22 protein-coding genes are annotated in these 22,424 nt (G+C 34.2%); 12 read left to right on the plus strand and 10 right to left on the minus strand.

Annotation, left to right across the window (positions count from 1 at the left end):
• From AC4AGG_RS03535 to AC4AGG_RS03565, 7 genes are all read left to right on the plus strand, one after another.
• The coding region (locus AC4AGG_RS03535) for a hypothetical protein (protein ID WP_489770605.1) at positions 1-1,044 on the plus strand (1,044 nt) is incomplete at its 5' end.
• A gap of 95 nt (positions 1,045-1,139) precedes the next feature.
• Complete coding sequence (gene rocD, locus AC4AGG_RS03540; RefSeq protein WP_489770606.1) at positions 1,140-2,390, plus strand: ornithine--oxo-acid transaminase; 1,251 nt, start codon at positions 1,140-1,142, stop codon at positions 2,388-2,390.
• Complete coding sequence (locus tag AC4AGG_RS03545) at positions 2,391-3,158, plus strand: glycosyltransferase family 2 protein (protein ID WP_489770607.1); 768 nt, start codon at positions 2,391-2,393, stop codon at positions 3,156-3,158.
• Positions 3,159-3,167: 9 nt separating this feature from the next.
• A complete protein-coding gene (locus AC4AGG_RS03550; protein WP_489770608.1) occupies positions 3,168-4,136 on the plus strand; it encodes a WaaS/CpsH family glycosyltransferase in 969 nt (322 codons plus the stop codon).
• 8 nt (positions 4,137-4,144) lie between these two features.
• Positions 4,145-5,161, plus strand: coding sequence for a WaaS/CpsH family glycosyltransferase (locus AC4AGG_RS03555; RefSeq protein ID WP_489770609.1), 1,017 nt, complete (start codon positions 4,145-4,147; stop codon positions 5,159-5,161).
• Between the two features lie 3 nt (positions 5,162-5,164).
• Positions 5,165-6,121 (plus strand): glycosyltransferase family 2 protein, encoded by a 957-nt coding sequence (locus AC4AGG_RS03560; RefSeq protein WP_489770610.1) that lies wholly within the window; start codon positions 5,165-5,167, stop codon positions 6,119-6,121.
• Positions 6,118-7,401: a glycosyltransferase gene (locus AC4AGG_RS03565; protein ID WP_489770611.1), complete on the plus strand. Its 1,284-nt coding sequence runs from the start codon at positions 6,118-6,120 to the stop codon at positions 7,399-7,401. Before AC4AGG_RS03560 ends, AC4AGG_RS03565 begins: the two co-directional genes overlap by 4 nt.
• A 5-nt stretch (positions 7,402-7,406) precedes the next feature.
• Here AC4AGG_RS03565 and AC4AGG_RS03570 read toward each other — a convergent pair whose 3' ends face one another.
• From AC4AGG_RS03570 to AC4AGG_RS03585, 4 genes are read right to left on the minus strand one after another with little or no spacing between them, the layout of a single operon-like run.
• Positions 7,407-8,075: a glycosyltransferase gene (locus tag AC4AGG_RS03570; RefSeq protein ID WP_489770612.1), complete on the minus strand. Its 669-nt coding sequence runs from the start codon at positions 8,073-8,075 to the stop codon at positions 7,407-7,409.
• Positions 8,072-9,256: a glycosyltransferase family 2 protein gene (locus tag AC4AGG_RS03575; RefSeq protein WP_489770613.1), complete on the minus strand. Its 1,185-nt coding sequence runs from the start codon at positions 9,254-9,256 to the stop codon at positions 8,072-8,074. Before AC4AGG_RS03575 ends, AC4AGG_RS03570 begins: the two co-directional genes overlap by 4 nt.
• Positions 9,256-10,185 (minus strand): glycosyl transferase family 90, encoded by a 930-nt coding sequence (locus AC4AGG_RS03580; protein WP_489770614.1) that lies wholly within the window; start codon positions 10,183-10,185, stop codon positions 9,256-9,258. Before AC4AGG_RS03580 ends, AC4AGG_RS03575 begins: the two co-directional genes overlap by 1 nt.
• Before the next feature lie 7 nt (positions 10,186-10,192).
• Positions 10,193-10,534, minus strand: coding sequence for a phosphomannose isomerase type II C-terminal cupin domain (locus AC4AGG_RS03585; protein ID WP_489770615.1), 342 nt, complete (start codon positions 10,532-10,534; stop codon positions 10,193-10,195).
• Positions 10,535-10,629: 95 nt separating this feature from the next.
• Here AC4AGG_RS03585 and gltX point away from each other — a divergent pair, with 95 nt between their 5' ends.
• The gene (gene gltX / locus AC4AGG_RS03590) at positions 10,630-12,138 is read left to right on the plus strand and encodes a glutamate--tRNA ligase (RefSeq protein WP_489770652.1); all 1,509 of its coding nucleotides are present in this window, start codon (positions 10,630-10,632) and stop codon (positions 12,136-12,138) included.
• Between the two features lie 45 nt (positions 12,139-12,183).
• The gene (locus tag AC4AGG_RS03595) at positions 12,184-13,140 is read left to right on the plus strand and encodes an acetyl-CoA carboxylase carboxyltransferase subunit alpha (RefSeq protein ID WP_489770616.1); all 957 of its coding nucleotides are present in this window, start codon (positions 12,184-12,186) and stop codon (positions 13,138-13,140) included.
• A 54-nt stretch (positions 13,141-13,194) separates the two neighbouring features.
• Here AC4AGG_RS03595 and AC4AGG_RS03600 read toward each other — a convergent pair whose 3' ends face one another.
• Positions 13,195-13,749 carry a DUF6759 domain-containing protein gene (locus tag AC4AGG_RS03600; RefSeq protein WP_489770617.1) on the minus strand — a complete coding sequence of 185 codons (555 nt, stop codon included), beginning with the start codon at positions 13,747-13,749 and terminating at the stop codon, positions 13,195-13,197.
• Between the two features lie 137 nt (positions 13,750-13,886).
• On the opposite strand from AC4AGG_RS03600, the gene tsf reads away from it, so the two are divergent.
• Together tsf and AC4AGG_RS03610 are read left to right on the plus strand one after the other, a co-directional pair.
• On the plus strand, positions 13,887-14,708 hold the full coding sequence (gene tsf, locus AC4AGG_RS03605) for a translation elongation factor Ts (protein WP_489770618.1): 822 nt from the start codon (positions 13,887-13,889) through the stop codon (positions 14,706-14,708).
• A gap of 111 nt (positions 14,709-14,819) precedes the next feature.
• Positions 14,820-18,167 (plus strand): T9SS type B sorting domain-containing protein, encoded by a 3,348-nt coding sequence (locus AC4AGG_RS03610; RefSeq protein WP_489770619.1) that lies wholly within the window; start codon positions 14,820-14,822, stop codon positions 18,165-18,167.
• Positions 18,168-18,175: 8 nt separating this feature from the next.
• On the opposite strand, the gene AC4AGG_RS03615 is transcribed toward AC4AGG_RS03610, so the two are convergent.
• Together AC4AGG_RS03615 and rpmH are read right to left on the minus strand one after the other, a co-directional pair.
• Positions 18,176-18,886, minus strand: a complete 711-nt coding sequence (locus tag AC4AGG_RS03615; RefSeq protein ID WP_489770620.1) for a cell division ATP-binding protein FtsE — start codon at positions 18,884-18,886, stop codon at positions 18,176-18,178.
• Positions 18,887-19,048: 162 nt separating this feature from the next.
• Positions 19,049-19,204 (minus strand): 50S ribosomal protein L34, encoded by a 156-nt coding sequence (rpmH, locus tag AC4AGG_RS03620; RefSeq protein ID WP_489770621.1) that lies wholly within the window; start codon positions 19,202-19,204, stop codon positions 19,049-19,051.
• Between the two features lie 144 nt (positions 19,205-19,348).
• Here rpmH and AC4AGG_RS03625 point away from each other — a divergent pair, with 144 nt between their 5' ends.
• Complete coding sequence (locus tag AC4AGG_RS03625; protein WP_489770622.1) at positions 19,349-20,356, plus strand: DHH family phosphoesterase; 1,008 nt, start codon at positions 19,349-19,351, stop codon at positions 20,354-20,356.
• Between the two features lie 4 nt (positions 20,357-20,360).
• Here the strand turns inward: AC4AGG_RS03625 and AC4AGG_RS03630 are convergent, their stop codons facing one another.
• The 3 genes from AC4AGG_RS03630 to AC4AGG_RS03640 are packed head-to-tail and all read right to left on the minus strand — an operon-like array spanning position 20,361 to position 22,370.
• Positions 20,361-20,726, minus strand: coding sequence for a DUF1304 domain-containing protein (locus AC4AGG_RS03630; RefSeq protein ID WP_489770623.1), 366 nt, complete (start codon positions 20,724-20,726; stop codon positions 20,361-20,363).
• A 10-nt stretch (positions 20,727-20,736) separates the two neighbouring features.
• Positions 20,737-21,588 (minus strand): hypothetical protein, encoded by an 852-nt coding sequence (locus AC4AGG_RS03635; protein WP_489770624.1) that lies wholly within the window; start codon positions 21,586-21,588, stop codon positions 20,737-20,739.
• Positions 21,588-22,370: an alpha/beta fold hydrolase gene (locus AC4AGG_RS03640; RefSeq protein ID WP_489770625.1), complete on the minus strand. Its 783-nt coding sequence runs from the start codon at positions 22,368-22,370 to the stop codon at positions 21,588-21,590. The genes AC4AGG_RS03635 and AC4AGG_RS03640 overlap by 1 nt, the downstream gene beginning before the upstream one ends.
• Between the last annotated feature and the right edge of the window lie 54 nt (positions 22,371-22,424).

The following is a 22,424-nucleotide window of genomic DNA, read 5'->3' on the forward strand; positions in this document are numbered from 1 at the left end:
AAAATTTTATTCAAAATGACAACAAAATTAAAAATATTAGCTCTTTTTCTAATGTGTATGATCCAAATTAATGCACAGGAAAGTGATTTGCTTTTACATTTTGGTAAGCCCCCCAATTTTGATAAAAAGTTGATAAATAATTTCAGCAAAGTTGATACATTATTCAAATATTCAGGGACCTATCTCAACTTTTCAAAAGACAACATCTTATATTGGAGGTCTGCAATAGATCATCTTCACCATGCGTCAAAAACCCAAAACATAGAAGAATGGTTGAAATGGAATTGGTCAATCAATGAATATTATTCTAAAGATTGTAAATTAGTTAAAAAAGATTTATGGTTTATTGGAAATAATTATATGGAACAATGGGATAATATATTTCCAAATATCTTGGAGTCTTATTTTTTGAGTAGAAATGGTTACTTAGAAAAATCTCAAAACATTGGCGATCCACTTTTCAGATCTACTTTTCAAGAAATTATTAGTGTACTTGAGAAAAATGGAATTAATCCTTTAGAACTTAAGATATCAGTATACTCCCGTTTGAGTAAAATTATTTCGCCAAAAGGATTTTATTGGGAATATTCTCCAACTAAAGTTCAAGGAGACCAAGTATATGTTCTAATTGATGATAAAACCCGTAAGGTTGTTATGAAGACCTTTGATACTTCTCCGCAATTTATAAGTAGTCTCCGTGTAGAAACCTATCTAAAGAAAAGAGAAGATTTATTTGATCCTGAGAAAAATAATTTCAAATTAGGTTCTAATGTTATTAGTGATGTTCCTAATGATATTAGAAATATTATTGAAAGAATATATCCCGACCATGCTCAAATAATTACTTACCCAATTTTAAAAGGACTATGGTTTGCACAAGTCTACATGAATGAAATAAACTATAATTTTAGTTTGATTTTTATAGATGATGATACCGGAGAGATTGTTCTTAATTCTGCCGATTACGAAAAAAGTTATCTGGGAGAAGAAGACTTCAAAAAAGATGTTAATAAGTTGCTTTTGAGATATTACGAAAAGAAGTGAATCAGGTTATTTATATTTTAAACCGCCTCCATTGGAGGCGGTTTTTGTTTTTTATTTCTCGTTGTAATTCATTAAATTTGTAAAAAGTAAAACTTATGCAAACTGCTGAAACTGCAAAAAAATCACAATATTTTATCGATCTCGAAAATCAACACGGAGCCCACAATTATCATCCACTTCCAGTGGTTCTTGATAGAGGAGAAGGGGTCTATGTTTGGGATGTTGAAGGTAAGAGGTATTTTGATTTTTTATCAGCTTATTCTGCAGTCAATCAAGGGCATTCGCATCCAAGGATTGTCGATGCTTTGGTGAATCAAGCACAACAATTGGCTCTTACCTCACGCGCATTTTATAACTCAAAATTAGGGGAGTACGAACAGAAAATCACTTCTCTTTTTGGATTTGACAAAGTCTTACCGATGAATTCTGGTGCGGAAGCAGTAGAGACAGCAATTAAAGTTGCCAGAAAATGGGCTTACGAGGTGAAAGGAATCAGAGGTAACGAAGCTAAAATTGTTGTTTGCGAAAATAATTTTCATGGTAGAACAACAACGATTGTTTCGTTTTCAAATGATCCAGACGCGCATAATAACTATGGACCATTCACCCCGGGGTTTATCAAGATTTCCTATAATGATACCAAAGAATTAGAAGAAGTTTTAGAAAATGATGCTCAAAATATTGCCGCTTTTTTAGTGGAACCCATTCAAGGTGAGGCTGGAGTTTATGTTCCGGATGAAGGATATTTGAAGAAAGCTTCGGAGCTTTGTAAAAAGTATAATGTTCTCTTTATTGCAGATGAAGTTCAGACCGGAGTAGCAAGGACAGGTAAGTTAATCGCTTGTCATCACGAAAATGTACAGCCAGATATTTTAATTCTTGGGAAAGCGCTTTCTGGCGGGATGTATCCTGTTTCAGCTGTGTTGGCTAATAACGAAATTATGAATGTTATCCATGCAGGTCAACATGGTTCTACTTTTGGTGGTAATCCTTTGGCTTGTGCTGTCGCAATGGCTGCATTGGATGTTGTGGAAGATGAGCAACTATCCGAAAGAGCAGGAAAGTTAGGAAAGATTTTCAGAAATGAAATTCAAAAACTGATAGGGAAAACTGATTTAATTGCGTCTGTAAGAGGAAAGGGTTTGTTAAATGCTATTATCATCAACGATTCTCAGCATTCGCCAACTGCTTGGAATCTTTGTGTAGCCTTGAAGGAGAATGGACTTTTGGCGAAGCCAACACACGGTAATATTATAAGATTGGCACCACCTTTGGTGATCAGTGAAGAAGAGCTGAAAGAGTGTCTTGCAATTATAGAAAAAACAGTTTTGGAATTCAAGAGATAGATGAATAAGGAGACGATAAAAATAAGTGGTCTTATTATCACTTATAACGAAGAAAAGAACATTCGAGATGTACTCGAATGTTTTGATTTTTGTGATGAAGTGATTGTCGTTGATTCATTGAGTACAGACGCCACAGTCTTAATTGCATCTCAGTTTCCAAAAGTTAAAGTCTATCAGAATAAATTCGAAGACTTTACGAAGCAAAGAAATTTTGCTTTGAACAAAGCCGAAAATGATTGGGTTATTTTTTTGGATGGTGACGAAAGAATTACAGATGCTTTGAAGAATGAAATTATCGAAACTTTGAAAAGGGACGATAAATCTGATGCCTATTATTTTTATCGTCAATTTTATTTTGAGGGCAAACCACTGAATTATTCTGGAACGCAGAATGACAAGAATTTCAGAATGTTTCGGAAATCAAAATGTCACTATGTTCCTGATAAATTGGTTCATGAAACCCTCTTAGTTGACGGAAAAATTGGTGTTCTAAAAAATAAATTATTGCATTTTTCCGTTTCGGATAAAGAATCTTATCGCAAAAAGATGTGGCATTATGGAGAGTTGAAGGGAAAAGAGTTGTATCAAAAAGGTAAGAAATATAGTATAGTTAGACAATATTCTAAGACTTTGTTTAAGTTTTTTAAGTCTTATATTTTGAATTTAGGGATCTTGGATGGACAGCCAGGATTTGAGTTAAGTTGGCTTCAGGCTTCATACGTTTATAAAACCTATGAATCCTTGAAAAATGAGGAAAAAAAACACTAAATTGGTTGAATGAAAATCACCGTCATCAGTTTTGATTTTTGGAATTATGATGCGCACATCGTTGATGTACTTAGAGAAAAAGGGATTGAAGCGCATCACATTAATATTGGGGCATATCGTCACAAAAATTTGGCTGCGCAAATCATTAATGCAGCATCTAAAACATTTCTTAAAAAGAACCTCAAAAATATTAATAGACAGAAGCTAATTCTTGAATCTCTCCAACAATTCGGACATCAAGATCAAATTTTGGTTATTAATCCAGAGCTGATACCAAGAGAAATTCACGAGAAGATAAAGTCTTATACTGACCGATATATCGCATATTTATACGATAGTTTGGCAAGGTGTCCCGCAGAGCACCTTTTGGATTTGTTTGACAAAGTTTTTTCTTTCGATAAGTCTGATGCCTTGCAGTATGGATTCCAAAAGATTACTAATTATAATTATCTTAAGGAAATATATTCTAACGTCAAGCCAGAATACGATTTAGTATACTTAGCTTCTTATGACAATCGATTAATTCAAGCGCAAATGATAGGGGAAAAAATTAGTGAGTTCGGGCGAACTTATCACTACTTTGTTCAAGGAAAGAAAGTTTGGAAAAAGAATACGACTAGTGCGCTTTTGGGTGCAGATGATGGCCATATAACATATAGCAAAAGCAGGATTGCTCTAGATATGGTACCTAGTTTCTATAGCAAAGCTAATGTAATTTTGGATTTGGTTAGAGAGAATCAGGATGGCTTGAGTTTCAGAATTTTTGAAGCGATGGCACTCAAGAAGAAGATTATCACCAACAATAAAAATATTGTGGATTACGATTTTTATAACCCTCAGAATATTCTTTTACTAAAGGATGATTTATCCAATCTTGATGCTTCTTTTTTCGAATCAGGTTATCAGGAACTTCTAAGAGACGTTTATGAAAAATATACTCTTGATACTTGGGTAGATACAGTGTTTGATTTGAAATAATGTTAAATATGGAAGATAAGTTTGATGGAAAGTCAATTTTGGTAGGAATACCAGATCATTTTGGTTTGCCAAAGAGGTTTCGCGATAATCTTGAGTTTTTAGGATTTCAGGTTTTTGAACTTCAGCACGACAATAATGATATTTCAATTCCGTTAAAGGATAAACTTTATCACGGCTATAAGAAGATTTTTAAAGGTGATAAAACACATAAATCGAAAATTAAATCTGAGCTTAAATCAGAAAAACAGTTGAAGTACTTGCAATATATCAATCAGCAGATTGATTATTGTTTAATTATTAGGCCAGATCTTTTTGGAAAAAAGGTTCTTGAATCAATTGACAGGATGTGTAAGGTTAAATGTGCTTATCAGTGGGATGGTATGGACAGATTTCCATTGGCGAAGACTTTGGTTCCTTATTTTGATAGATTTTTTGTTTTTGATTCTAATGATGTCATTATCGATAAGGGATTACGGTTTACTACCAATTTTTATTTTGATGACTTTATTGATGATACACCATTGTGCAATGATGTTTTTTTTGTTGGAACTTTTTTTCCAGATAGAATTGAGCTCCTTAATACAATAGCCAAAAAAGTATTTGAATTGGGGTACAAAACTGATATTACCATTCTTGGGAAGTATAGGAAAATAAAGAAATATAAAACTGATTACCTTCAAATTACCAATAAGTTTCTCTCATTTGATGTGAACATTAATAAGCTTAGACAAAGCAAGGTTATTTTAGATTTTGCTAATTCGGTTCATCATGGATTATCATTCAGAACCTTTGAAAGTATTGGTTATGGTAAGAAATTAATTACCAATAATCCTTTGGTTAAAGAGTTTGATTTTTATAATCCCAATAACATCTTGGTATTCGAAAACGAAAATATTGAAGGATTGGAAGATTTTCTCAAAGCTCCCTATGAAGAGTTAGATAAGCAAATTGTTGCCAAATATTCTTTTAGTAATTGGATTAGTTATATCCTTGACATCGAACCTTATCAAACTTTAGATTCTTAAAAAGTGAAAACTTCCATAGCACTATGTACTTATAATGGGGAAAAGTTTCTCAGTCAACAATTAGATTCGATTCTCAATCAATCTGTCTCAGTTGATGAAATTGTTGTTTGTGATGATGGATCATCAGATTCAACCGTTGCAATTTTAGAAAACTATGCATCCAATTACCCAACTATCTTTAGATTTTGCATTGCTGAAAAAAATCTTGGTAGCGTCAAAAATTTTGAAAAAGCGATTCAACTTTGTTCTCATGATATTATTTTTCTGTCTGATCAGGATGATATTTGGGAAGAAAATAAAGTGGAGGAGGTTCTTTCAGTATTTAAGAGCAGTAAAGATATTGACGTAATTTTCACTAATGGTATAGGAATTGACGAACATGGAAATTCTCTCGATTTAATGGCAATTTGGGATGTTCCTAGTCTTATAAAGAAACATGGCGATGTACTCAATTATTACGATGTGATTAGTGTTGTTGGAAATATTTGTACGGGAGCAACTATGGCATTTCGATCTAATTTTGTTAACGGATTTTTACCAATACCTAGAGTTAAAGGTCTTCATCATGATGAATGGATTGCGTTAAAGAGTTCAAAGGAAGGGAAATTGTATTTTGTTGAAGAGAAGCTATTACAATATAGAAAACATGACGAACAACAGGTAGGAAGTGTTTTTTTTAATCGAGAACAAATAGATGAAATTGTAAAGTTTTATAATATTGACAGTAGACAGAAGCTTTTTTCGGATGAAAAGAGAGCATTAACACAAATGGTTAATTCTTATCATGTTGCAAGTGAAAGAGCACAACAAGCAAATGTTTACAATGATTTTTTTGAGGCACAAAAAAGAGATATAAAAAACAAATATTTTGAAGTGAAGAAAAGGATGAAAGGAAAATATCCTATCCGTTTTTTTATTTTAAATATCTTTGATAAAATAAAAGGAAAAAGACAATTATGAGTGAATTTGGTATCAATATATCTGGCTATATTAATAAGCAGTTTGGACTTGGTGAAGGAGTAAGATCCAACATCAGAGCTATAAAAACTACTGATATTCCTTTTGTGATTAATGATTTTAATATCAAGATTCCAGAATTTATTCCCGAAGAAAAAATTGAAGATTTGGACAATGATAATCCATATATGATCAATCTTATTCAGATTAATATTGATCAATTGGAACAGGTTGTTACAACAGTTGATAAGTCTTATTTTGAAAATAAATATAATATCGGTTTCTGGGCTTGGGAACTTGAAGAATTTCCTGAGGAATCGAAAGTTTTCTTCAATCTCTTTAACGAGATATGGGTTCCAAGTAATTTTTGTACCGAGGCAATTTCTAAAGTTTCGCCTATTCCAGTTTTAAAATTTATGCATTCTATTGAAATTGAGGAACCAACAATGAGCAGAAGAGATTTAGGTTTACCAGAGGAAGCATTTATTTTTTATGGCATGTTCGACTATCATAGTTCAATGGCGAGGAAAAACCCAATTGGAATCATTGATGCATACGAAAAAGCTTTTGGTAAAAATAATAAAGAGGTTGTTTTAGTGTTAAAATCTTCGATAAGCAATGATTTTCCGGGGGAAAAAGAAAAGCTATTAAAAAGAATAGGTGATAATCAAAGTATTATTGTGATTGAAGAAATGATGGATCGCAATAAGTTATACAGCATGATGAATTCTTGTGACTGTTTTGTTTCATTACACAGATCCGAAGGTTTTGGATTGACTATGGCTGAAGCGATGTATCTTGGAAAGCCAGTTATTGCAACAGGATATTCTGCCAATAATGAATTTATGAATCTTAACAATAGTTTTTTGGTAAAATACAAAATGGTGAGTACAGGAACTGATTATTACTACACATCAGGCAAGGAAGTCTGGGCTGATCCCGATATCAATCATGCTTCAGAATTAATGAAGTATGTCCAAGAAAATCCCATTGAAGCCAAAAAAATTGCAGAAAAAGGTAAAAGTGATACGCACGAAAATCTTAGTCCTCAAAAAATTGGAAAGAAGATCGATGCAAGATTAAAGATTATTAGAGATGAACTGTATCCAAGACTTGATACAGGAATGACATCTAATAAAGAGGCACTTTTAGAGGTTGAAAATAAACTTTTGCAACAAAAAATTGACAAATTGAAAGGCTACTCTTCAATAAAAATGAAATTAGCTTTCAAGAATCTTCAGAATAAAATAATGGGAAAAAATAGAAAATATATGTGGGAGTAAGCTTTTTAAGCTTCTCCTTTTTCTATGATGTCGTACAAGTTATTTTGTTGCGTTTGCTTAACAATTTCCTTATTATGAAGTAGACAGAATTTTTCGTTTTCTGCAGGTAAAAGGAAAAGCCTCTCAAAGTTGTAAAGTTCTTCATGAACTTTGTTTTTCCAAAATATTTTACCGTTGAGTTTGAATAATCTTTGCTGATAATCTGGGTAATTAATGTAACCTTTTTCGTTGATTTTCCAATTCCATTTTTTGATGTGTTCAGCAGTAATGCCGCTTACTGTATTTATTCTTGGAACAAGAAAACAATCAAATTTTTGATGCTTTTTTAGAATATATTTGATGTTTTCAATAAGAGAAGGTTTTGGGACTTCGTCAGCATCAATCTGAAATAGATAGTCTTTGCTCGCTTTTGCAATCAAATTATTTTTGAAAGTAGCAAAGTCACCATTAAGTTGAGACTCGATTCTTATTATTTTTGAACCGAATTTTTCTAAAACATGATCAACTTCTATATTTCTGTTGGTGACATCTTGCAATACAATGACTTCATCATTCTTTCCTATAAGAGGAATGAGGAAATCTAGTAAAGTTTGTATTTCTTTTGCTTCATTACAAACAGTAATTCCGTAAGATATTGTCGGCTTGTAGAAAATTTTTTTAAGGAAGGAATTCATAAATTACGTATGATAAGTGTTTTTTCTAACCGGGTAGGTTGTTTTGCATGAATGGAAATCTTTGGTAAATATTTTTTGAAAATTCCATTGAAAATGGTATTAAAGAATGAATCTTTATATCTCTTAGCGACAACTTTTTCTGTAATGATGTCAGATAAATTTTGTAAAATATGTTCTGTTTTGTGATTAATGTGATTGTCATCTAAATAAACCATCACCTCATGCTGTTTTATTCTTGAAATTGCGTGAACTCTTTCTTGAAGGTTAATTGCAGTGTTCGGTTGTTCTTCCTCAATATAGTTTTCAGATGAGAAATCGGTATATAAATTTGTAGCAAGAGGTTCGATTTTTTTAACACTTTCCAAAGTTCCGTTTTTTAAGATAATTCCAATATCGTATTTAGCTCTGCTTTTAGATGAATTGGGGAATCCCCATTTTCTTAAAAAATTTCGTTGGGACTTTTCTTCTATAATTTGCGTTTTTGCTTTATACTCATCAGAAAATCTCGAAGTTTTACTTACGAAATGATATGCCAAAGCATTTTTTAATGTTAATGTCTTTAGACCGTTAAGTTTTAGACGGAATATTAGATCATCATCCTCACAAAACATTGGATTGAATAAAGGATCTAGGCCACCAATATCTATTAAGCTCTGTTTTTCCACACAAAGAAAAAATGAAATGTCAGAGGAGGGAATACATTGATTTTTAAAATTAATTTCAATGTGTTTTTTTTCAAATTCAAAAAAACCTTCTTTGTCAAAAGTTTCGTATTCGTCACCAAAATTTTTAGTAGTTTTCCAATCACGATGATCACCTTCAAAAATTGGTGGTTCAACAAGCGAGTAATATAATATCGTGTTTTTAACCAATTTTTTTTGTAAATTTTCTACGAAATGTTTTCCAAGAATCATATCATTGTGAAGAAAAACAACATAAGGATTACTTGCAAGTTCAATTGCCTTATTGTAAGTACTAGATAAAGTCTTACTTTCTTCAGAGAAAAAAAATTTGATATTATTATCAGTTAAAGAATCAAGCCATTCATGAGTTCCGTCTGTACTTCCAAAGCTTACAAAAACAATTTCATTTTCGGGGAAATTTTCTCTCGTGGTTTGCAGAAAAAATTTTGTATAAGGGAGATTGTTTTTAATCCCAACCAAAAAAGAAATAGATTTCATTATTTGTTGCTATAGTATTTTTCTAAAACTTTTAGACTACAATAATCCTCGACATCTTTGTCAAAAAACTGCTCACAATATTGGTGAGCATTTTTAATAATTTCACGACATTTATCAGGATGAGAAATGTATAAATTAAGTTGCTCTTCCAAATCAGAAAAATCATCTTTAATTTCGATATAGTGTTTTCCTCCAATTAATTTACCTTCCATAAACCAAGTTTCATATTTTGGTTTTGGCATGACCGCAATTGAATTAGAAGACATAATCCACTTGAGATTAGTAGCCACATCATTCCCTTCTAGACTCAGGATGAATTTGTATTCTAAATGTTCTTGAATTGAAATTTTTGGTTTAATCCAATCAGTATTCCCGCCTTGTTTGTTCACTTGTCCCAAGTCGCAAAGAAGATGGTCAAAATACTGTTCGTAGAAACGATATCTATGTTCTTGATATACAGCAGCACGACCAATCAGAATGTCTTTTTTGGAATCAAAAGATTGGTCATCTTTTATCCAAACAAAATGTCTTGCTTTATCTAGGTTGAGAAGAACACTGTTTTGATTGTTTTCAGAAATAGGTCTACTTTTTACAATAGAGGGAAATTCAGGAATGTGGATAACATCACCAAAAACATAATTGATGCAAAGATTCTTGTCAAAAAATCTTGCATATTCATAGGTGTCAAAATAATAAGCTTTTGGTGTTTTTGGATGTTTAAGATCCTCTATTTTATTGCATTTTTCATTCGATATAAAACTAGCTTTGCAATAATATTCTATCCTTTTTTTTGATTCCAAAAGCTGTTCCTTAGTTAGTTTCGATTCTAATTTAGAGATTAGCTTTTGATTATCATAGAATGGAGGTAAAAGAAAATTGAGATATCCTTTTAGATAATAAAAAAACTTAATTTGTTTTTCGATTTTCATTTAGGATTTATCTACTGTAATCGTCTTCAATTCTCACGATATCATCTTCACCAAAATAAGTTCCAGTTTGAACTTCAATAATCGACATTCTTTCGGTAGTACGGTTTTCCATACGATGTTTTGCTCCTAAAGGAATAAAAATACTTTCGCCATATTTTAAATGGTGTTCTTCACCGTCCAAAATAACAACAGCTTCGCTTTCTACAACAGTCCAAAACTCTTGTCTTTTATAATGGAATTGATAAGATAATCTTTGACCAGGGTTTACCTCAATTCTTTTTACTTTAAAGTTTTCTTCGTCTTGTAAAACAAAATATTTTCCCCAAGGTCTTTCACCGATTTCTAGCATAGAATAAGTATTTGGTGCAAAACTAAATAAAATATTTGAAATTCTGTAAACCTTCTTTTTTTCATTAAATTTGCATGCTAAAATTTACAGAGAAAATGAGCAAAGTGAGAGTGCGTTTTGCACCAAGTCCAACCGGACCTTTACATTTAGGAGGAGTAAGAACAGCCTTGTATGATTACCTTTATGCAAAAAATCAAGGAGGTGATTTTGTGTTAAGAATCGAAGATACAGATACCGCAAGATATGTTGAAGGAGCAGAAGAGTATATTATGGAAGCGTTGGAATGGTGTGGGATTATTCCTGATGAAAGTCCAAAACATGGAGGGAAATATGGTCCATACCGACAAAGCGAGCGTAGAGAAATCTATGATCGATATACTGAACAAATTCTAAAGACTGATTATGCTTATTTGGCTTTTGATACACCAGAAGAATTGGAAAAAGTAAGAAGTGAATATGAAGCCACAGGAGAGGTGTTTTCTTATAATTATTTCACAAGGAATGAAATGAGAAACAGTGTTTCACTTTCGGAAGTGGAAGTTCAAAATTTATTAGATGCTCAAGTTCCTTATGTGGTAAGGTTCAAGATGCCATTTGATAGGACTCTTCAGATGCAAGATATTGTTAGAGGAAGTTTTTCTGTCAATACCAATACTTTAGATGATAAAGTATTGGTGAAAAATGACGGAATGCCAACCTATCATTTTGCTAATATTATTGATGACCATGAGATGGAGATTTCTCACGTCATTAGAGGAGAAGAATGGTTGCCTTCGATGCCACTTCACGTTTTGTTATATGAAGCAATGGGATGGACACCTCCGCAGTTTGCCCATCTTTCTTTGATTTTGAAACCCGAAGGAAATGGTAAATTGAGTAAACGAGATGGAGACAAGTTTGGTTTTCCGGTATTCCCACTTGATTTTACAGATCCAGCTACAGGTGCGGTTTCTAAAGGATATCGCGAAGAAGGTTATTTGCCTGAGGCTTTTGTCAACTTTTTGGCATTGTTGGGTTGGAGTCCAGCTGATGACAAAGAGATTTTGAGCTTGGAAGAGATGGCGAAAGAATTTGATTTGCACAAGGTTCACAAGTCGGGAGCAAGATTTAGCAAAGAAAAGGCAGTTTGGTTCAATCATCAATATCTTCAAAAGAAATCAAATGTAGAAATTCTCGAACTTTTGAAGAGAGATACTTCAATTAGTTTTAATCTCTCAGAAGAAAAATTATTGAAAGTTGTTGCTTTAATGAAAGAAAGGGCAACATTTGCCAAAGATATTATTGTAGCAGGAAGATTCTTTTTTGAAGCGCCCTTAACCTATGATGAAAAAGCAGTGGGTAAAGCATGGAAGGAAGATACTTCTGAAATTTTGAAAAACCTTTCAGAAAGACTTTCGGCAATTGATTTTAATGCTGAAGATCTTAGGAAAGAGGTGCATGATTTTGCGGAAGAAAAAGGACTTGGGATGGGAAGAGTAATGATGCCATTAAGATTAGCATTAGTTGGAGAGCTCAAAGGTCCAGACGTTCCTGATATTATGGAAGTTCTTGGAAAAGAAGAAACTACAGAGAGAATGAAAAATGCTGTACATAATATTCAATAAATTGTCTTTATTTTCATAAATTTGAAATCTAATTCTACACGAACTATGGAATACTTAGAATTCGAGCAACCGATTAAAGAATTGATGGATCAATACCAGAGTTGTTCTCTACTTGGAGAAGATGCTGGAGTGGATATGAAACTGGCTTGTTCTCAAATTGAGGACAAAATTGCTGAAAAGAAAAAGGAGATTTATGGGAATCTTACCCCTTGGCAGAGAGTACAGTTATCCAGGCATCCAGATCGTCCTTATACTTTGGATTTTATCAAAGGAATAACGGATCCGGATAGTTTTTTGGAGCTTCACGGAGATCGTAATTTTGCTGATGATCCAGCGATGATTGGTGGTATGGCAACTATTGATGGACATCGTGTAATGTTAATTGGGACCCAGAAGGGTAGGACGACTAAAGAAAGACAGTATCGTAGATTTGGGATGAGCAATCCAGAAGGATATAGAAAGGCGTTGCGTCTAATGAAGTTGGCTGAAAAGTTCAAGATTCCTGTGGTTACTTTGATTGATACACCGGGAGCATATCCGGGTTTAGAAGCAGAGGAAAGAGGGCAAGGGGAAGCGATTGCAAGAAATATTTTTGAAATGACGATGTTGAAAACCCCAATTTTTTGCTACATCATTGGAGAAGGAGCAAGTGGAGGAGCTTTAGGAATTGGAGTTGGAAATAAAGTATATATGTTGGAGAATACTTGGTACACGGTAATTGCGCCAGAAAGTTGTTCTTCGATTCTTTGGAGAAACTGGAACCACAAAGAAGATGCAGCGAATGCCTTGAAATTGACTCCGAATGACGCTTTAGAACATCATTTTATAGATGGAATTATTGAAGAGCCACTTGGTGGAGCTCAATATGAGCCAGCTGTTGCTTACAAAAACCTTAAAGAATCTATTTTGCAAAACATGAAAATGTTTTCTAAGTTTTCAGGAAAGGAATTAGAGCAACAAAGACAAGACAAGTTTATTGCAATGGGGCAATTTAAAGACTAATTAAATTATTAAATATCATAGGAAAAGGCGAATCTCGGAGAGATTCGTCTTTTTTTAGTTAGAGCTCAAAGTAATGGATATATCGCTATTTATTTTTTTATTAGAAGCGTATTTGGCATTACAGACACTAGATGAAACTGCGTAATCGCCTTTGTCAAGGAGAAGAGCGTTCTGTTTCATGGGAAGAACATTGAGACTATAACTTTTTTTACCAGAGAATTTTACTAATAAATTGCATTTGGAATTATTAACAATCTGTACGTAGGCCTCCTTCTTACTTGGATCGTTATCGAATAGATGAGAGAGGACTTTTGCGGTCTCCCTATCTTTTTCGTTAGAAATAGAAGTGATTTTATCGCTCTTAGTAGCTTTGATCGGAGTGCTCTTAACAGTACTTTTTGAATTTGATGCAGAAGGACTGTTCGTGACTAGATAGTAGAGTTTTTCTTTTAACTCTGGTGTTTTTTCATGATTGGGATTTGCATTAATAAATTTCGCGATTTCACGAGTGTCAGTAGAATTTTTTATTTGCTCATATGATTTGTTTTGGCTTAGCCCAAAAACAAACAGAAGCCCAAATGTTAAGAAGAGTAATTTTTTTATCATCATTAGTGAATTGTGAATTTAATTAATACGCTCATTTATAACGTCAAAACTTTGTTTTTAGTTTGCACAATATTTCATATCTTTGTGGCGCTCAAATTTTGGGTTCAATTGAGAGTTGAAAATTAATAAAAATATATAATATGTACACACCAGTTGCGGCAGATGTTGCCAAACTAAGAAACATAACCGGTGCAGGAATGATGGATTGCAAAAAAGCATTGGTTGAAGCTGAAGGAGATTTTGATAAAGCAATTGAAATCCTTAGAAAAAAAGGACAAAAAGTTGCTGCTAACAGAGCGGATAGAGAATCTCACGAAGGTGCTGTTATCGCTAGAGTTAACGAAGATCATACTTTGGGAGCAATCATCGCTTTGAATTGCGAAACTGATTTCGTTGCAAAGAACGAAGCTTTCATCGAGTTAGCTTACGAATTGGCTGAACAAGCTATTTTCTATAAAGATAAAGAAGAATTTTTAGCTTCTGATTTCCACGGAATTAGCGTTGCTGAAAAATTAATCGAGCAAACAGGTGTAATTGGTGAAAAAATTGAAATCGGTGCTTTCGAAAGAATCGAAGGGGCTTTCTTAGGAGCTTATATCCACGCTGGAAACAAAATAGCTGCTATCACGTCACTTTCTGCTAATGTAGAAGGAGCGGAAGAAGCTGCAAAATCTGTTTCTATGCAGGTAGCTGCGATGAATCCAATTGCTTTGGACGAAACTCAAGTTTCTCAAGATACTATTGATAAAGAATTAGAAATCGAAAGAGAACTTCTAGTTAAAGAAGGTAAGCCAGAAAATATTATCGATAATATTTTGAAAGGTAAAATGCAACGTTTCTACAAAGATAACACTTTGGTTCACCAAGCTTTCATTAAGGATGGTAACATGTCAGTTGCTGACTATGTAACATCTGTTAACAAAGATTTGAAAGTTACAGGTTTTGCAAGAGTAAGCTTGTAATCTCGGTACTTCATTATACTAAAGCCTCCTAAAGTAATTTAGGAGGCTTTTTATATTCGATATGTCGACGTAAATTTCTATCTTTGGTAGCTATTTTTGTTCGGAATTCTTATGAAAAAAATAATATTTCTCTTTTTTATCCTCTTTTGGCAATTTGCGGCAGCTCAATTAGATACAGATCATTGGTTTGCACCGATGTCTTCAAGAGGTGGGACAGGTAATTACGAAGGATACTTGTACTTATCAACCAATGAAATAACACCTTTTACGGTTTCAATTTATAACAACAACTTGTTATATACTACAGCTCAAATAAGTAAAGGAAATCCGCAGTATGTGAGTATTCCGAAATCTTATATGATTGCTGAAGTCCAAAGCGAGCTGTTTACTACTGTTTCCAAAGGGATATATGCAAAAGGAGCCAAAAAGTTTTTTGCAAATTTTAGATTTGCTGTAACCAACCACGCCGAGATTATTACTTCAAAAGGTTTAGCAGGGATTGGAACCGAGTTTTATGTAGCGATGGCTCCTAATACAGCCGCTCCTAACTATGTTAATTCTACCGTTGGAATTATGGCAACTGAAGATAATACAACAGTGACCATGTCGGGTTACGACTCAGGAGTGGTATTTTCTGATGGTGTTGGTGGATTAAGCAGAACATTTACTCTTAATAAAGGGCAATCTTATATTATGGATGTGGTGATTGGTGCCTCTACAAGTAATTTGGATGGGCTTATCGGCGCAAAAGTTGTTTCAGACAAGCCTATTTCGATGACCAATGGAAATTTTAATGGAATCTATACAACTCAGAATTCTAGTAATAATGATATTCTAATGGATCAGTCGGTTCCTACTTCTAGGCTAGGTCAAAATTTTGTGGTGGTGAAAGGTAATGGTTCTATTACTACTGAAATGGAGCAGATTCTTGTTGTAGCTACAGAAGATAATACACAGCTTACAGTTAATGGTACTGCATATGGTGTAACTTTGAACGAGGGTGATTATATCCGACTTTTAGGAAATAACTATATGGATCAGGGAAATGGTCATTATAACATGAACATTTCTGCAACAGAGAATATATACGTTTACCAGCTTTTAGGTGGTACTAATACGGGGAATGTTTATGCAGTAGGAGGGTTTAATTATATTCCGCCACTTAATTGTTTTTTGCCCAACAAAGTTGATGAGGTTGGATTTATTAATACTATCGGTTCATCATCATATACTACGAAGCTTAATATCATAACCGAGACGGGGGCAACCGTAACTGTTAATGGAAGCGCAATCGCAGCGATAAACGGGCCTTATCCCGTGACTGGTAATGCGAATTGGGTCACATATTCGGTTCCGAATATAGCTGGTAATGTTACTGTGATCTCCAATAAAGCTACAACAGCTGGAATTGCGGCGGGAAGTGGTGCTGCTGGTTATGGTGGATATTTTGCGGGATTTTCATCAATTCCGGTAATCACAAAAACAGGAGATTGCTATTCGGGAGTATTGCTACAAGTCGATGATTCTTATGACTCCTACCAATGGTATCTTAATGGAAATCCAATAGCAGGAGCAACAAGTTACACTATCAATCCAGAACTTTATGGTGCTGGACAATATACAGTTATGATTGTGAAGAATAATTGTGGTTCGAAGCTTACAGGAGTTTACAATTATGTACTGTGTCCACCAATTACGACAACAACGTATAATATTGGTTCGTGTCAAAATAAAGTTATTAATCCTGTATTTACTACATCTACCCAGGTGATTAATCCTGCATTGACAAACATTGTGGTGTCACCTACTTCGGGTACGGCACTAATCAATAGTACAACAGGAGCGATAACATATACTCCTAATGCTACACTGACTACAGATACAACTGACTATTTTGTTTATTATATTGAAGGAACAGGAAATCCTGCAGACTTCGAATATTTTAAAGTATATATCAATATTGATGTTTTACAAGTTACAAATGGGACGCTTTCTTCATGCTCCAATGCTAGTGGAAACGGAACCTACAATTTAAGTAGTGTAAGTGTAACTCCTGATACAGGTACTTCCGTTCTTTATTTTTCCAATGCGGGGTTAACATCGGGGATTAGTAATTTTACTAACTATACTGCAGCAGCGGGAACAGTTTACACACAAGTAACTTCTTCTTTCGGTTGTACAAAAGTCGCGCAGATTACGCTAACTGTTCTTTCTACTCCAAATATTAATACCGCTAATTTTAATGGTGTATTTTGTGATGATAATTTTGATGGAATTATTCCAGTAACATTCTCATCAATTACACCTCAGATAGTTACTAATAGTGCTTCTTTTACTACCCACTATTATCTTAATCAAGCAGATGCTACAGCTGGAAATACCAATTATTTACCTAATAGTTGGACTTATAATACAACGACAATAGTGTACGTTAGAGTTGAAGATCCTAATGGAAATTGTCCACCTGCTTTGGGCCAGATTACTTTCTCTATAGGCAACAAAATAACCTTGTTAACAACTGCTGCGACAGCGCAGGTCTGTGATAATGACTTAGACGGTTCTACTCAAGTTGTTCTTAGTGATTACAAAAGTCTGTTTACGGCAGATCCGAGTGTTACTTTGAGTTATTATACTACCTTGGTAAATGCTCAGAATGAAACAGGAGCAATCTCTGCAACACAAACAATTTCTTCTGCAACGACTTATTTTATTAGATTTGAAAGCGCAACGAGTTGTCCGTCAATTGCTCAAATCACTTTGTCTATAAAGGTTCCTAAAAAATCGGATGTTCTTGTTAATAAACAAATTTGTCCAGACACGGTAGTCTCTTTGGATGCAGGGGTAGGATTTGAAAGCTTTCTTTGGAGCACTGGTGCTACAACGCAAAATGTTTTTGTTGGAGTAGGAACTTATTATGTAGATTTAGGATTCAATGGATGTGTATATCGACAGACAGTAGAGGTTACTGCTTTTGACTTACCGCAAATTACAGGAATAGATGTTAATAGCAATATTGCGACAATCAATGTTAGTGGTGGAACTTTACCTTACCAATATTCTACAGACGGTGTCAATTTCCAATATTCAAATATATTTTCAGGTTTACCGAAAGGACCATATCAAGTATATGTTATTGATGCCAATAATTGTACTTCTGTTACAGGTGAATTTTACATTCTCAACTTAATTAATGTTATTACTCCAAATGGCGATGGATACAATGATGTTTTGGATTACTCCGATTTGAAGGTTAAAGAAAATGTTAGTATAGAGATCTATGACCGTTACGGTTCGGTGGTACATCGTTCAACCAATGGTAATTATATATGGGATGGGAAACTTGGTGGACAACCTCTCAATAGTGGGACGTATTGGTATGTGATTAAATGGATTGAGCCATTAACAAAAAAACCAGCCGTGTTTTCAGGCTGGGTATTGTTGAAGAATCGTAATCAATAAGTAAGATATTATTCGAAAAGCTCCGTTGTATCGAGAACGGAGACTTTTCCGTCTTCGCATCTGATAGCTTCTCCAGGGAAATTCTGTATCATATGATAATCATGGGTAGCCATGACAACTGCAGCATTGTTTTCTAATGCAACGCGCTTAAGAAGACTCATGATTTCGTTAGAAGTTTCAGGGTCAAGGTTTCCTGTAGGTTCATCCGCTAGGATTAACTGAGGGTGATTAAGTAACGCTCTTGCAATAGCAATACGTTGTTGTTCTCCACCAGAAAGCTCGTGTGGCATTTTGTGTTTTTTGGTTTTCATACCAACGCTGTCCAATACTTCATTAATTCTCGTATCCATTTTAGCTTGGTCACTCCATCCTGTTGCTACTAGAACGAAGCTAAGATTCTTTTCAATTGTTCGATCAGAAAGTAATTGAAAATCTTGAAAAACGATACCCAATTTTCTTCTAAGGTTAGGGACGTCAGAGGTGCGCAAAGTCTTTAAGTCAAATCCAGCCACGCTACCACTTCCTCCCGCAATCGGAATATGTCCGTAAAGGGTCTTAAGAAGGGAGCTTTTACCAGAACCAGTTTTACCGATTAGATAGCAAAATTTTCCTTTTTTGATGTGCAAATCTACATGACTTAGTACTGTGAAATTCTTTTGAGCAATCGTTGCGTTACTCAGATTCACAATGTCTACTCCGCTTTCGTGTCTATGAGGCATTCCTGTTAATTAAGAATTAAAAATTAGTGATTATCGCCAACATCTGACGATAGCTTCAAAAGTAGTTAAAATTGTTCTTTTTTGCCCAAATTTTAGCAAATTTTAACAACAAAAAATGCTTGAAATTTCTTTCAAGCATAATTTTTATAAAAAATAAAGAGATTATCTCTTTGCGCGTGCTGCGCTCACGGTCAAACTCTTTCTGCCTTTTGCTCTTCTTGCAGCCAAAACTCTTCTTCCGTTTGGCGTAGACATTCTTTCTCTGAAACCGTGCTTGTTTCTTTTCTTTCTTTCGGATGGTTGGAATGTTCTTTTCATTGCTCTTTATTTTGGCTGTATATTTTTCTAACTTTTTGAGGTTGCAAAGATAATTAAATTTTTATTTTCAGCAAATAAATTTTTATTTTTTAATCAATTTTTGCTTTGGTATCTTTGTCGACACTTTATACAATTCCCTCTTTCATGTTTACAGCAAAGGAACTTACCGAAATTCAATCTTTATTGACGCCTCAAAAAAAAATTGTTATCGTCACTCATTATAATCCTGACGGCGATGCAATTGGTAGCTCTCTAGGGTTGAAACATTTTTTGAAGACAATGGGAGTTGAGGCAGAAGTCATTGTTCCTAATGATTTTCCAAAGTTCTTAAAATGGATGCCTGAAGCTAAGAAAATTACTATTGCAGATTATAAACGAAAGTTGGCTAAAGAACTTTTTTATGAAGCAGATGTGCTGTTTATTTTAGATTTTAATTCTTCAGAAAGAACAGGTCAATTGGTAGGACCGTGGATTGAAAGCTGTAAGGCAGTAAAGATTCTTATTGATCATCACCAGCAACCAGAGAAATTTGATTACATCTATTCGGATACGACCATTCCTGCAACAGCTCAAATGGTTTATCACTTTATCGAACAACTTCATGGAGAGGACAAAGTTAATTTGGATGTAGCGCAATGTCTTTATACTGGTATCATGACTGATACGGGCGGATTCAGGTTTCGTTCCACAAGTGCAACCACGCACAGAATCGTCGCTAACCTAATTGAGAAAGGGGCAGAGCCAGATACAATTACCTCTAATACCTGGGATAATAATACGATTTCTAGATTGCAGCTACTTTCTTTGGTTTTAGGCAGGATTGAAGTAACTAAAAATGGGGAAGTAGCAATTCTCTATCTCAAACGTAATGAATTGAAGGAATTAGGCTTTGAGAAGGGCGATACCGAAGGTTTTGTTAATTATGGGTTAAGTATTTTTGGAGTGAAGATGTCGGCTTTTTTCATGGAAGATTTGTACGATAATTTTATAAAAATTTCGTTCAGAAGTAAAGGGAATGTAGATGTCAACCAATTGTCCAGAAAATATTTTAATGGAGGAGGACATATTAATGCAGCTGGAGGCAAATATCTCAAAAATATCTACGATACCATCGAAGATTTCAAAGAAATAGTTTTAGACGAAGAATTGTAATTCTTTATACTAGAAGTAAAGCAATTAATGCCAAAATAGCCGGCAGAGCTTGTACAAAAAATATTTTTTTGGTCGCGGAAACTGCACCGTATACCCCTGCAACAATTACACACCCAAGAAAGAATATTCCAACATTTTTTGACCAAATCTCGTCCGAAATTACAAGTGACCAAATTAACCCGGCTGAGAGAAATCCATTGTACAATCCTTGATTGGCAGCGAGTCCTTTTGTCGGTTTGAAAAGTTCTTCCGGAAGAGCTGCTTTAAAGGTCTTTTTTCCTAGAGTTTCCCATGCGAACATTTCCATGTAAAGTATGTAAAGGTGTTCCAGCGCAACGAGGGCAATTAAAATTTTTGACAGTATTTCCATTAATTATTTTTTAGGGTTCATCACAATTGTAAGCTTCGGTTTTTATAAAGATTTTTTCAAAATTTTTGTTGGTTTCTTCATCGTGTTGCACGTGTTTCGATTGATAATTAGAACAATTTCCCCATCCAAAAGTAATGAGTTCTATCAGGGCGTAATCATAATAGTTTTCGCTCTGTGATTCTTGACGAAATTCTTGCATCACTTTCTCTGGAGAGGCATTTTTCTTACTTTCTTCGAGAGCAAACTCTTCCCAGACTTCGAGCAGATGTTTTTTGTCTTTACCATTAAGCACAGTTGCATATTTTTCGCAACCAGAATACTTATAGTTCAATAAAACCTTAGGATCAGAAAAAGCAAGGATTATTAATCCATCTTGTTCGTATTCCTCCACTAATTCTTGGTATTTGTTTTTTCTTGCTTCTTGCCAATACGGTATATCAACGATATCTAAATTTTGAAAAAAAACTTTTTTCTTTTCAAATTGTTGCGAAAGCTCTTGTAATAACTGATTTTTCTCTCGCCTCACTTTATCCAAATCTTCTAAATCAAAAACCGAAAAGTTATTGAGATTGATGGTTCCTAATACAGAATAAAGCTTATAGGTGTCTTCGATTTGTTTTGCGGAGTATTTTTTGGAATCATAGTATGCTTTGTGGTCACAAAGTTCTGAGCCATATTCAAATGTTTCAATAGAGTTGCCTTCTATGTTGATGTTATCCAAGGAGTCAGTCTCCGAAATCGAACCTTCAGTTTGTATACTGGCGGAATCTTGGTTTTTGGAAGAATCATTGATGTTACTAGGCTCTTTTGTACAGCTGAACAACATCAATAAAATGAAAAAATACTGAAATTTCATTTTCATTAAAGCATTAAATGTTTTGGTAAATTATGAAGTAACTCTGTATTGATAATTGCTGCGCAAACTTCGGGTTTTTCCCAATGTCCGTTATGTCCACAATCCAAGATGTAGGACTTGATATTGGTCTTGTCGGGAAGCTGGTTAATGGTGGTATCGGTACGGACGGCGTTATCATGTTTTCCAGCAATGACAAGAATTTTTGCATCTAGATTTTCCAAGGTTTCCCTTTTATCGGTTCTTTCAATCATTCCTTTTTGTGCAGCGAGGACCCCATCGATTTTGGTAGATAGTGCGATTTCTTTCGCAAGTGCGATTTTTCCTTCGAGGATATCTTTTTCGTTGGGGTTAAAAAAGTTTGGAATTCCTGCATTAACGTAGGTTTTGAAATTCTCTTCGATTACTTTCAAACTTCTTTTTCGGAGCTCCTTCTTTTCGTCGTCATCAGAAAAATAGGTGGAAAAAAATAGAGTCAAACTTTGCAAACTATCAGGAAATTTTTCTGCAAAAGCAAGCGAAGTATATCCTCCCATCGAATGTCCCAATAAATGGAATTTGTACAAGCCAAGCTTGTCTGTTACCTCTTTTACTTTCTCCGCCATCAATTCCATGGTGTGGGTTTCTTGGTACATCGGACTTCTTCCGTGTCCGGGTAAATCCACTTTTATTAGTCGAAATTTTTTCGAAAGATAATCTTGAAGATCTTCCCATATGAGTAGATTTTCCATGAAGCCATGAAGTAGTACTAGGTTTTCCTTACCAGTCCCATAGATTTCGTAGTTCAGCATCTCTTCTAGTTTAAATATTAAATAAAGATAGATAAAATTTTGAATCTATCGTTA

The organism is Chryseobacterium sp. CG10_8, from assembly GCF_058117085.1.

Excerpts from the sequence above, each read along its gene's own strand:
- rocD (WP_489770606.1), top strand. The coding sequence starts at position 1,140 with ATGCAAACTGCTGAAACTGCAAAAAAATCACAATATTTTATCGATCTC.
- AC4AGG_RS03545 (WP_489770607.1), top strand. The coding sequence starts at position 2,391 with ATGAATAAGGAGACGATAAAAATAAGTGGTCTTATTATCACTTATAAC.
- AC4AGG_RS03550 (WP_489770608.1), top strand. The coding sequence starts at position 3,168 with ATGAAAATCACCGTCATCAGTTTTGATTTTTGGAATTATGATGCGCAC.
- AC4AGG_RS03555 (WP_489770609.1), top strand. The coding sequence starts at position 4,145 with ATGGAAGATAAGTTTGATGGAAAGTCAATTTTGGTAGGAATACCAGAT.
- AC4AGG_RS03565 (WP_489770611.1), top strand. The coding sequence starts at position 6,118 with ATGAGTGAATTTGGTATCAATATATCTGGCTATATTAATAAGCAGTTT.
- AC4AGG_RS03570 (WP_489770612.1), bottom strand. The coding sequence starts at position 8,075 with ATGAATTCCTTCCTTAAAAAAATTTTCTACAAGCCGACAATATCTTAC.
- AC4AGG_RS03575 (WP_489770613.1), bottom strand. The coding sequence starts at position 9,256 with ATGAAATCTATTTCTTTTTTGGTTGGGATTAAAAACAATCTCCCTTAT.
- AC4AGG_RS03580 (WP_489770614.1), bottom strand. The coding sequence starts at position 10,185 with ATGAAAATCGAAAAACAAATTAAGTTTTTTTATTATCTAAAAGGATAT.
- AC4AGG_RS03585 (WP_489770615.1), bottom strand. The coding sequence starts at position 10,534 with ATGCTAGAAATCGGTGAAAGACCTTGGGGAAAATATTTTGTTTTACAA.
- gltX (WP_489770652.1), top strand. The coding sequence starts at position 10,630 with ATGAGCAAAGTGAGAGTGCGTTTTGCACCAAGTCCAACCGGACCTTTA.
- AC4AGG_RS03595 (WP_489770616.1), top strand. The coding sequence starts at position 12,184 with ATGGAATACTTAGAATTCGAGCAACCGATTAAAGAATTGATGGATCAA.
- AC4AGG_RS03600 (WP_489770617.1), bottom strand. The coding sequence starts at position 13,749 with ATGATGATAAAAAAATTACTCTTCTTAACATTTGGGCTTCTGTTTGTT.
- tsf (WP_489770618.1), top strand. The coding sequence starts at position 13,887 with ATGTACACACCAGTTGCGGCAGATGTTGCCAAACTAAGAAACATAACC.
- AC4AGG_RS03610 (WP_489770619.1), top strand. The coding sequence starts at position 14,820 with ATGAAAAAAATAATATTTCTCTTTTTTATCCTCTTTTGGCAATTTGCG.
- AC4AGG_RS03615 (WP_489770620.1), bottom strand. The coding sequence starts at position 18,886 with ATGCCTCATAGACACGAAAGCGGAGTAGACATTGTGAATCTGAGTAAC.
- rpmH (WP_489770621.1), bottom strand. The coding sequence starts at position 19,204 with ATGAAAAGAACATTCCAACCATCCGAAAGAAAGAAAAGAAACAAGCAC.
- AC4AGG_RS03625 (WP_489770622.1), top strand. The coding sequence starts at position 19,349 with ATGTTTACAGCAAAGGAACTTACCGAAATTCAATCTTTATTGACGCCT.
- AC4AGG_RS03630 (WP_489770623.1), bottom strand. The coding sequence starts at position 20,726 with ATGGAAATACTGTCAAAAATTTTAATTGCCCTCGTTGCGCTGGAACAC.
- AC4AGG_RS03635 (WP_489770624.1), bottom strand. The coding sequence starts at position 21,588 with ATGAAAATGAAATTTCAGTATTTTTTCATTTTATTGATGTTGTTCAGC.
- AC4AGG_RS03640 (WP_489770625.1), bottom strand. The coding sequence starts at position 22,370 with ATGCTGAACTACGAAATCTATGGGACTGGTAAGGAAAACCTAGTACTA.